Source organism: Tepidanaerobacter sp. GT38, from assembly GCF_021991635.1.
Classification (GTDB): Bacteria; Bacillota; Thermosediminibacteria; order Thermosediminibacterales; family Tepidanaerobacteraceae; genus DTU063.
In genome coordinates this window covers 1-9,621 of record NZ_JAFFJA010000047.1, presented here as the reverse complement: position 1 = coordinate 9,621, position 9,621 = coordinate 1, and the positions used below count along the sequence as shown (strand labels likewise).

Below are 9,621 nucleotides of genomic sequence, written 5' to 3'. Positions count from 1 at the left end.
ATAACGGGAACTTTAAGAGATATATTTCTCAAAGGCGTGCAAGCAGGAATCGATTCACTGCCTACATTGGTTTTTGTTGCAATTGGAGCAGCAATTGGCGGCATAACAGCAGTAGCCGTAGAAAAGATGTGGGCTGAAAGAGATGCCGCTGTTTCTGCAAAGAGCAAAGAAATTTCCATGTAGTCTAATAAAGTATAAATAGGGGGAGGGTATATTAATGACGTTTCCAAAGATAATAGCGACAATGGCTGGTGGTTTTATATTCCCGTTCCTAATTAGACTTTTATGGGGAAAACTGGTTGACAATTTTGGGCCAATAGGCGGTTGGCTTGCAGCTGGTTTTATAGTTGGCACCACATGGACACTCAATCACGGAGTAGGCTTGATATATCAGTCTGGTGCGGCATGGATTGACATGGCTTGGTCGGCATTTATAGGGTTATTTGTAGCTTCGGCTTTATCTGGTGATGATGTGGGCAAAGGTATAGGTATGGTTATTAATGCAATTCTCGGAGGCATTCTAGGCGGATTTATTCTCTATTGTCTATATTTTTAAAATATATCAAATCAAAATATAAATTAGCGTAGAAAGGAAGTACAAAATGGCTGATTTATCAAAATACGACAAAAACTCAATTGGTAAACTATTTGATCACTCAGTGCTACCTAAGACGACCCAAGAAAAAGACATACGTGATGGCTGCCGCGAAGCAGTAAAATACAATTGTGCCAGCTTCTACAGTTCAAGTCCATTTTGGACACCAGTTATAAAAGAAGAACTAGAGGGAACTGATATACATATTGGAACAGGGATTGCATTTCCCTTTGGTTCGGCACCTTCAAAAGTAAAGGCGTATGAAACTGAATATGCTGTAAAATTAGGCTGCACCGCCCTTGACATGGTAATGAATATAGGTGCCCTTAAAGACAAACGCTATGATGTAATAAAAGAAGAGCTGCAAGATTTTAAAAAAGCTGCAGGGGATGCTATTACTAAGGTCATTCTGGAAGTATGTTACTTGACAGACGAAGAAATAGAAACAGCGTGTAAGTTAATTGCAGAAGCAGGGATAGATTATGCTAAGACGTCATCTGGTCAGTTTGATGGACCTACCATGGAGCAATTCCTACTCATGCGCAAAACTTTGGAAGGGACAGATGTAAAACTCAAGGTGTCAGGGGTAAAATTCCCACGTCCTCAAAATGCATATGTCTTTCTGCTGGCTGGAGCGGATTTAATAGGCACCAGGGCAGCTCCGCAGATTATAGAAGCATTGGATCAAATGAGAGAAATTGGCTTGGTTCCGGAGTATAGACCTTAATTGTTACTCTTCAGCGCCTATTATATATAAGGCGCTGAAGAATATCCCGAATTATCAAAATATAAAAAAGAGGGTGAATGTGGTGGATATAGTGAATATTGATCTAACTAGAGAAAAATTGGCACAGATGATGGATTATTCCTCTTTAAATCCAAATGTGACTGAAAAAGAAATTTTAGAGGGCTGTAGAATAGCGAAAGAATACAATTTTAAGGGGTTTCATGTTAATCCTATCTGGGTTCCTACAGTAGCCAGGGAATTGGAAGGCACAGGTATTGAAACGGGCTATGTTGTAAGTTTTCCATTTGGTACTAATCCGACTGAGTTAAAAGTAGCTGAAGCCAAATATGCTGCAAAAATTTTAAAAGGCAAGCCTTGGGTTATAGATATGGTTACAAATGTAGGAAAGTTAAAAGGCAAGGATTACGACTACTACAAAAAGGACATTGCGGAAGTTGCAAAAGTGGCTCACGATGCTGGCGTAGAATGTAAAGCAATACTTGAAGTGTCGTTTTTAACAGATGATGAAATAGTGGCAGCCTGCGAATTGGCAGCCGAAGCAGGAGCTGATTGGGTAAAGACCTCAACCGGAAGGCACGGCGGTCCAACTTTAGAACAAGTCAGATTGATGCGCAAAAGTTCACCTCCCCAGGTAAAAGTAAAAGTTGCTGGGACGGGCAGCTTCTGGACGCCAATGGTTGTTCTTGGATGCATATTAGCTGGTGCCGAGCGCATCGGAACTAGAAATGCTCCCTGGATTGTAGATGAGTTATCCGGCATCATTGCCGATATGTTAAAACAACAAAAATGAAAAATAATTAATCAAAAGGAGGAAAATGTATGGGGAAGTATCTCGTGGGCATCGATGAAGGTACTACCGGTTGCAAAACTTGTATTTTTGATTTAGAAGGCAATCTGGTTGGCAGTGACTACAGAGAATATCCATGCTATTATCCAAAACCTGGATGGGTTGAACAGTTAGCAGACGAATTGACACCTGCTCTTTTTGAATCTTGCAAGGCCGCAATTGCTAAAGCGGGTATCGACCCAAAGGAAATTGTTGCTATAGGCCTATCAAGCCAAGGTAGCGTTGTTGGACCAGTGGACAAAAACGGTAAACTTCTAAGGCCATTTATCGGCTGGCAAGATTTAAGAGGAGATAAAGAGCTAAAGGAAGTCGAAGAGAAGATACCACTGGATGAATATTATAAAATTACTGGATATCCTTTGGGCTTGATGTTTAGTATAACAAAGTTGTTATGGCTTCGAAATAACGAACCGGATATATTTGAAAAAACCGCCGTGTTTACAACCAATCAGGACTATTTCTTAAAAGAGTTTGGCGCCGATGATTATTTCACAGATATTTCTTCAGCCAGCAGAGATGGACTCTGTGATGTTGACAATCATGTATGGAGCAAGCGCGTATTTGATGCCCTTGGGCTTGATATGAGTAAACATCCCAAAATCGTTGACAGTGGTCAACCTGTTGGAAGGATTCCTAAGAGCGTAGCAGAAAAAACAGGATTAGCTGAAGGAACACTTCTATGTGTAGGTGCTCATGATCAAAACTGTTCCACATTTGGTTGCGGCGCGGTAGAAGGTGGTACTGCAGCAATGGTCGTTGGGACCTTTGGTTCTTGCTTCGTTGTTTCCGATAAACCTATAAGAGATCCGAATAGAGTTTTAGTTGTTAAAGGAAATGCAGGACCGAAAAACTGGACTATAGAAGCTTTTGCAGCTGCCGCAGCTAGCAGCTACAGGTGGTACAGAGATACTTTTGGCGGGGTAGAAGTCGCTGCTGCCAAATTGCTTAAAGATGATCCATATAATCTGATTAATCAGCAGATAGAGACCGTACCTCCTGGAGCAAATGGAATAACATTCCTGCCATACTTACAGGGTGCCAATGTTCCGAGACCAAACGGTAATGCCCGGGGCGCATTTATAGGCATGACCCTAGGAACCACTAAGGCTGAAATGGCAAGAGCCGTTATGGAAGGAATCTGCTATGAAATGAGAACAATATTAGACGCACAAAAGAGGGCAGGAGTTCACGTTTCTGGTATTCGCCTGACTGGTGGCGGCTCTAAATCACCACTTTGGTGCCAAATGCAAGCTGATATTTACCAAGTGCCAATATACAGATTACAGACACATGAAACAGGTACACTAGGTGCTGCCCTTTATGCTGGTGTTGGTGCCGGAGTTTACAAGAGTTATAAGGAAGCAGTTGAGACAGCTGTTCATATTAAAGACTCCTTTGAACCGAATCCGAAGGTTGCTGAAGCCTACAATGAAGCTTATCAAAGGTATGTGAATGCTTATACTGCTCTTGAAAAAGGTGGAGTATTTTAATAGATAAATCCAAATCTATAGGGAGTGACACAGGTGATTATCAAAGGCGTTGAATATACAAAAGAAAAATTAGCCAGCATGGTGGATTATGCAATTTTAAATCCTGATACACAAGAACAGCAAATAAGGGAAGCATGTGCTATAGCTCGCCAATATAAATTTAAAGGAGTTCACCCTAACCCCTACTGGGTACCATTAGTAGCACAAGAATTAGAAGGAACGGGTATTGAGACTGGTCTTGTGGTAAGTTTCCCCTTTGGTGCCAATCCAACTTCTTTTAAGGTAAATGAAGCTAAAGAACTCGTAAAAATGCTGAATAAAAGGCCAGGTTGCATCGATATGGTGACAAACATCGGGAGACTCAAAGATAAGGATTATGACCTATACACCAAAGATATAGCTGAAGTTGTGAAGGTGGGCCATGATGCTGGGATAGAAGTAAAGGCAATTTTAGAAGTAGCTATGCTGACAGATGATGAAGTAAGAGCAGCCTGCGAATGTGCAGTTAAAGCAGGAGTTGACTTTGTGAAATGTTCAACTGGTAGAGGTGGAAATCCTTCAATTAAACACGTAAAGATTATGCGAGAAACAGTTCCTCCTGAAGTAGGCGTTAAATTTTCGGGTTACGGAGGTTACAATCCTGCTCAGTTGACAATTATGGCTATAGCTGCAGGTGCAAATCGTCTCGGTACTAGAAGAGCTCCCATGATTATAGACGAGCTTGAAGCATACTATAAAGATTTGGTAATCGAATAGATACAAGTTACATATATTAGCAGTTTTTAGACTTGATTGCTTTGCTAAAAATGGGCCAACTTATAATTGGTTGGCCCATTTTGTAGTATATATCCGAGTGAGTACTTTTTCTAAATTTATAGGAACTACTAATATTTGATGCCTATAGAAAGGTAAAAGGTGGTAAGTTTATGAAGGGAAAGATGAAAGCTGCAATCTTATATTCCTTGAAAAATATAAAAGTAGATTGGTGCAAAATCCCAACTTGTAATGATAATGAAGTATTAATTAAAGTAAAATACGCCGGAATATGTGGGTCTGATATTCCACGTGCTATGATTACTGGTGCTAGAAAATATCCTCTTATACTCGGGCATGAATTCTCTGGGGTAGTGGTAGAAACTGGGGCAAATGTCACAAGAGTAAAACCTAATGATAGAGTTGTAGTTGCGCCATTGATACCTTGTGAAGAATGCGAGTGTTGTAAAAAGGGACTTTTTGGTATTTGTGAGCACTACAACCTTATCGGTACCGGCAGCAATGGAGCATTTGCGGAATATGTGATTGCGCCGCAGAATAATGTTTTAAAAATACCTGACAGTCTTGATTTTGTATCAGCAGCCGGTATTGAACCAGCCACAATAGGATACCATGCTTTGGAGAAAGTGAATATAAGACCAGGTGAAACGGTAGTGATCATGGGGTGTGGTGCAATAGGACAGTTAACTTTGCAATGGGCTAAAATTTCTGGAGCTTCAACGGTTGTTGCAGTTGATATCGATGATGCAAAATTAGATTTAGCTCGAAAACTAGGTGCCGATATAACAATTAATTCAAGTAAAATTGATGCAGTAAAGAGAATAAACGAAATTACAAGTGGTGGTGCCGAAGTTGTTGCAGAAACTGCAGGCAATTCAATTACACAACAACAGGCAATTTTATCAACAAGAAAAAAAGGGCGTGTGGTATTTGTGGGAATTTCACATAGCCGTCTACATCTAGATGAAAATACTGTTGAACATATTTTAAGAGGAGAGATTTCGATCCGGGGTTCCTGGAACTCTTATACTGCGCCTTTTCCTGGAATTGCTTGGAAAGCCACAATTGATTTTATGACAAAGAGATTAATAAACTTTAAGGAAATGGTTTCGCACGTAATTACATTAGAAGATATAGCTGACTATTTGAAAGGCATGGCTGAACAAACTATTTCCTATAACAAAATTTTGGTATCTTTCGATGACTGATAAATAAAAAAGTGCCGGATAAAATTTTTTCCGGCATTTTTTAAATGCATAAATATGTGATATAATGGCAAGAGAATTGCTTATAAAGGGTGTATAAAGTGGAGGACAAAAGAAATCTCCGAAAAAAAAATTATAGAACAAAGGTTAAGTCTTTTGCAAAAAGAGGTTGAACAAAAAAGCGATACAATTATGTCGACACTTTTTTCAACTGATTATTATAAAAAAGCAAAAGTGGTTATGTTTTATGTGGATATGCGAAATGAGGTTATGACGAAAAAAGCTATCATAAAAGCCCTTAGTGAAGGGAAACGAGTTGTTGTTCCCAGAGTTAAAAAGGGCTATGGACTTCTTGCCATAGAAATTAAAAGCCTTGATGAACTAAAAACCGGAACATTTGGAGTACTTGAGCCGCCGGAAAGGGAAGAAGTAATTTTAGAGGAAATTGATTTGGTTGTAGTTCCAGGTGTAGTTTTTGACAAAAAGGGGTATCGTATAGGGTACGGTGGCGGCTATTATGATAGGTTTTTACCTAAACTAAGAAAAGATGCAAAAAAAATTGCAGTCGCCTTTGAAATGCAGATGGTTGATTTTATTCCTGCTGAATCTCATGACATAAAGATGGACGCGATTATAACTGAAAAGCGATTATATGGACCATTTGAGTGACCTTTTTGGAATATATTCTTTGAATGTGCACTTTTTAGTTATATCTGTTCATCTTGATTTTATAAAGGATACGATATTTTGGGAGGAATATACATGAATGAAGCTAGACAAACAGTAATAATACTTGATTTTGGCGGAAAATACGCACAGATGGTAGCTCGACAGGTAAGAGAAGCTCAAGTTTACTGTGAGATACTGCCATATCAAACACGTTGGGAAGAAATTATACGAAAAAAACCAAAGGCAATTATTTTATCCGGTGGCTCTTTGCAAACTACAGAAAATATACCTATTTGTGATGAAAGAGTGTTTAAAGCTGATGTACCCACACTTGCCATAGGTTTTGGCTTGCAGGTAATGGTAAAGAGTTTAGGAGGAGTGGTAAAGACAGGCGCAAGCCGTGAATTTGGACCTGCAGAGCTGTTTATAGATGAGGTGCAAGAATTATTTCAAGGTATAGATAATAAATTTATGGCATTTATGGATGCAAGTAGTAATATAGTTTCATTACCGGAAGGTTTCAAAGTGCTAGCTCATACTGACAAAACGCCATTTGCAGCTATTGGCAATGGTAAAAATTTATACGGAGTGCATTTTCATCCCGAAGAGCGCTATACTTTCTATGGAAATAAAATATTGAGCAACTTTTTGTTTAATATAGCAGGCTGCAGCAGAACATGGACTACTAAGGCCTTTATACAAGAGCAGGTAAACCTCATAAAAGAGAAGGTTGGAAATAAAAGGGCTATATGTGCTTTAAGCGGTGGAGTGGACTCATCGGTTGCTGCTCTTTTAGTGCACAAAGCCATAGGCGATAATTTGACGTGTATCTTTGTAAATCATGGCCTCCTTCGCAAAAACGAACCTGAAAGTGTTATACAAACATTTAAAAATAAATTTAACATGAACCTGATAGCTGTAGACGCATCTGAGCGTTTCTTAAATAAATTAAAAGGTATAATCGATCCTGAAAAAAAGCGCAAGATAATAGGTGAGGAGTTTATAAGAGTTTTTGAAGAAGAGGCTTCAAAACTTGGCAAAATCGACTTTTTAGTTCAAGGTACCGTCTATCCTGATGTAATTGAGAGCGGCACATCATCATCGGGACTTGTCAAAAGCCATCACAATGTAGGAGGGCTTCCCGAAGACTTGGCTTTTGAATTAATAGAGCCTCTTCGGGAGTTGTTTAAAGATGAAGTGCGAAAAATCGGCCTAGAGTTAGGCCTGTCGGAAGAACTTGTGTATCGTCATCCGTTCCCAGGCCCGGGTCTTGCTGTAAGGGTATTAGGTGAGGTTACAAAGGAAAAACTTGAGATATTAAGGGAAGCAGACTTTATAGTAACCGATGAAATAAAAAAGGCTGGAATCTATAGAGACTTGTGGCAGGCATTTGCTATTCTCCCTGGAATACAAAGTGTGGGCGTTAAAGGGGATACAAGAACATATAAACATACTGTTGCTATTAGGGCAATATTAAGCGAGGACGGCATGACTGGCGATTGGGCAAAACTACCTTACGACTTATTGGATGTCATATCAACTCGAATTACAAGTGAGGTAGAAGGAGTAAACCGTGTCGTATACGACATCACACCTAAACCACCTGCTACTATTGAGTGGGAGTGAAGCGGGGTATGGAAGAAGTTATAAAAGTGGCCACTCTTGAAAATGAGATTGAGGCAAAACTCTTAGCTTCTTTGCTAAAAGAGCGTGGAATACCACATTTTGTTGGAACGTATCATGATCCAGTATACGATGGTATCTTTCAGACCCAAAAAGGCTGGGGATTTGTCAGTGCACCTGTTTCATATAAAGATGAAATTTTAGAAATCCTTGTTGATATTAGAAAAGGCAGCAACACCCCTATTGTTGAAATAGATTAATAAAAAAATAAAAGAGTATGGTAAACCATTAATAGTAGATTACCATACTCTTTTTTTATGGCGAAAATATATCATAATTTACAAATTCAGGACTACTTTTTAAAAGAAGGAATGTTAAATAATATATCGAATATATATATAGTGTAGCATAATTAATTAATTTATTAGATATTGTACAACATAATTATATTATCAGGAGGAAAATGTAATGAATTCTAGAGTGACTCTTTCCGTGTTTAAAGCTGATGTTGGCGGATATGTTGGTCATGGAAGCGTACATCCGGATATGCTTCAAAAAGCCCGGGAGACTTTGGAGCAAAATGGAAAAGATATATTAATTGACTTTTTTGTGACTCATGTAGGAGACGACATTAATATTGTCCTCACTCACAGACAAGGCGTTGATGCAGAGCCTATACATACTTTAGTTTGGAATACTTTTCTAAACTGTACTGAAGTTGCCCAAAAAATAAAACTTTATGGGGCTGGCCAAGATCTGTTATCAGATGCATTTTCCGGCAACATAAAGGGCATGGGGCCGGGTATAGCAGAAATGGAATTTGAAGAGCGACCCAGTGAGCCTATCATAATCTTTATGGCAGATAAAACCGAACCTGGAGCATGGAATTTCCCCCTTTACAAAATATTTGCAGATCCTTTTAACACCATAGGCCTTGTAATCGATCCCAAAATGCATTCAGGATTTTGCTTTGAAGTTTTGGACCTTATAGAGGATAAACGGGTTACTTTTTCTTGCCCGGAGGAGCTCTATGATTTGCTGGTATTTTTAGGGGCACCGAATCGCTTTGTGGTTAAAGGTGTTTTTACTAAAGCGGGGGAAATTGCGGCCATTTCTTCAACGCAAAAAATGAATCAATTGGCAGGACGTTATGTTGGTAAAGATGATCCGGTTATGATAGTTAGATGCCAAAATGGCCTTCCGGCTGTAGGAGAAGTGTTAGAACCCTTTGCAAATCCTCACCTTGTAACAGGCTGGATGCGAGGTTCTCATTATGGGCCTTTGATTCCCGTATCCCAAAAAGATGCTGTTCCTACACGCTTTGACGGACCGCCGAGGGTAATTGCTTTAGGTTTTCAATTAGCGAATGGAAAACTCATTGGCCCGCAAGACCTTTTTGCTGATATGGCTTTTGACAAAGCTCGACAAAAGGCCCTTGAAATTGCAGATTATATAAGACAATTAGGTCCCTTTGAACCACACCGGTTGCCTTTAGATGAAATGGAATATACAACAATGCCAAAGGTAATGGAAAAATTAAAAGACCGCTTTAAATAATACTTTAATAAATATAAGGTGACAGATTCTTTTTCTGTCACCTTTTTTATTTAAATTCACATAAAATACAATATTATGATAATATATATAATATATCTTAAATTGCAATATTA

General features: G+C 39.0%; 10 protein-coding genes and 1 pseudogene. All 11 read left to right on the top strand.

Translation table 11 applies throughout. The annotated features are described in order from the left end of the window. Nucleotides 1–183: pseudogene (locus JT739_RS07520) on the top strand (hypothetical protein); the annotation flags it as partial. Between the two features lie 34 nt (nt 184–217). Then, the gene (locus tag JT739_RS07515) at nt 218–556 is read left to right on the top strand and encodes a hypothetical protein (RefSeq protein WP_237660492.1); all 339 of its coding nucleotides are present in this window, start codon (nt 218–220) and stop codon (nt 554–556) included. A 46-nt stretch (nt 557–602) separates the two neighbouring features. Then, nucleotides 603–1,322: a deoxyribose-phosphate aldolase gene (gene deoC, locus JT739_RS07510; RefSeq protein ID WP_237660491.1), complete on the top strand. Its 720-nt coding sequence runs from the start codon at nt 603–605 to the stop codon at nt 1,320–1,322. 82 nt (nt 1,323–1,404) lie between these two features. Beyond that, the gene (deoC, locus tag JT739_RS07505) at nt 1,405–2,133 is read left to right on the top strand and encodes a deoxyribose-phosphate aldolase (RefSeq protein ID WP_237660490.1); all 729 of its coding nucleotides are present in this window, start codon (nt 1,405–1,407) and stop codon (nt 2,131–2,133) included. A gap of 29 nt (nt 2,134–2,162) precedes the next feature. Further along, on the top strand, nt 2,163–3,680 hold the full coding sequence (locus JT739_RS07500) for an FGGY-family carbohydrate kinase (RefSeq protein WP_237660489.1): 1,518 nt from the start codon (nt 2,163–2,165) through the stop codon (nt 3,678–3,680). A 33-nt stretch (nt 3,681–3,713) separates the two neighbouring features. Further along, a complete protein-coding gene (gene deoC, locus JT739_RS07495) occupies nt 3,714–4,436 on the top strand; it encodes a deoxyribose-phosphate aldolase (protein ID WP_237660488.1) in 723 nt (240 codons plus the stop codon). Nucleotides 4,437–4,606: 170 nt separating this feature from the next. Further along, on the top strand, nt 4,607–5,662 hold the full coding sequence (locus tag JT739_RS07490; RefSeq protein ID WP_237660487.1) for a galactitol-1-phosphate 5-dehydrogenase: 1,056 nt from the start codon (nt 4,607–4,609) through the stop codon (nt 5,660–5,662). Between the two features lie 75 nt (nt 5,663–5,737). Continuing rightward, nucleotides 5,738–6,328 (top strand): 5-formyltetrahydrofolate cyclo-ligase, encoded by a 591-nt coding sequence (locus tag JT739_RS07485; protein WP_370642604.1) that lies wholly within the window; start codon nt 5,738–5,740, stop codon nt 6,326–6,328. A 93-nt stretch (nt 6,329–6,421) separates the two neighbouring features. Beyond that, nucleotides 6,422–7,954: a glutamine-hydrolyzing GMP synthase gene (gene guaA, locus JT739_RS07480; protein ID WP_237660485.1), complete on the top strand. Its 1,533-nt coding sequence runs from the start codon at nt 6,422–6,424 to the stop codon at nt 7,952–7,954. Between the two features lie 8 nt (nt 7,955–7,962). Further along, the gene (locus JT739_RS07475) at nt 7,963–8,211 is read left to right on the top strand and encodes a hypothetical protein (protein ID WP_237660484.1); all 249 of its coding nucleotides are present in this window, start codon (nt 7,963–7,965) and stop codon (nt 8,209–8,211) included. 208 nt (nt 8,212–8,419) lie between these two features. Next, nucleotides 8,420–9,508, top strand: a complete 1,089-nt coding sequence (gene fbp / locus JT739_RS07470) for a fructose-1,6-bisphosphate aldolase/phosphatase (protein ID WP_237660483.1) — start codon at nt 8,420–8,422, stop codon at nt 9,506–9,508. Nucleotides 9,509–9,621 lie beyond the last annotated feature (113 nt).

Bases quoted from the DNA above. Each gene is read 5' to 3' on its own strand.
- deoC (WP_237660491.1), top strand. From the start codon at position 603: ATGGCTGATTTATCAAAATACGACAAAAACTCAATTGGTAAACTATTT.
- fbp (WP_237660483.1), top strand. From the start codon at position 8,420: ATGAATTCTAGAGTGACTCTTTCCGTGTTTAAAGCTGATGTTGGCGGA.
- guaA (WP_237660485.1), top strand. From the start codon at position 6,422: ATGAATGAAGCTAGACAAACAGTAATAATACTTGATTTTGGCGGAAAA.
- JT739_RS07475 (WP_237660484.1), top strand. From the start codon at position 7,963: ATGGAAGAAGTTATAAAAGTGGCCACTCTTGAAAATGAGATTGAGGCA.
- JT739_RS07515 (WP_237660492.1), top strand. From the start codon at position 218: ATGACGTTTCCAAAGATAATAGCGACAATGGCTGGTGGTTTTATATTC.
- JT739_RS07500 (WP_237660489.1), top strand. From the start codon at position 2,163: ATGGGGAAGTATCTCGTGGGCATCGATGAAGGTACTACCGGTTGCAAA.
- JT739_RS07490 (WP_237660487.1), top strand. From the start codon at position 4,607: ATGAAGGGAAAGATGAAAGCTGCAATCTTATATTCCTTGAAAAATATA.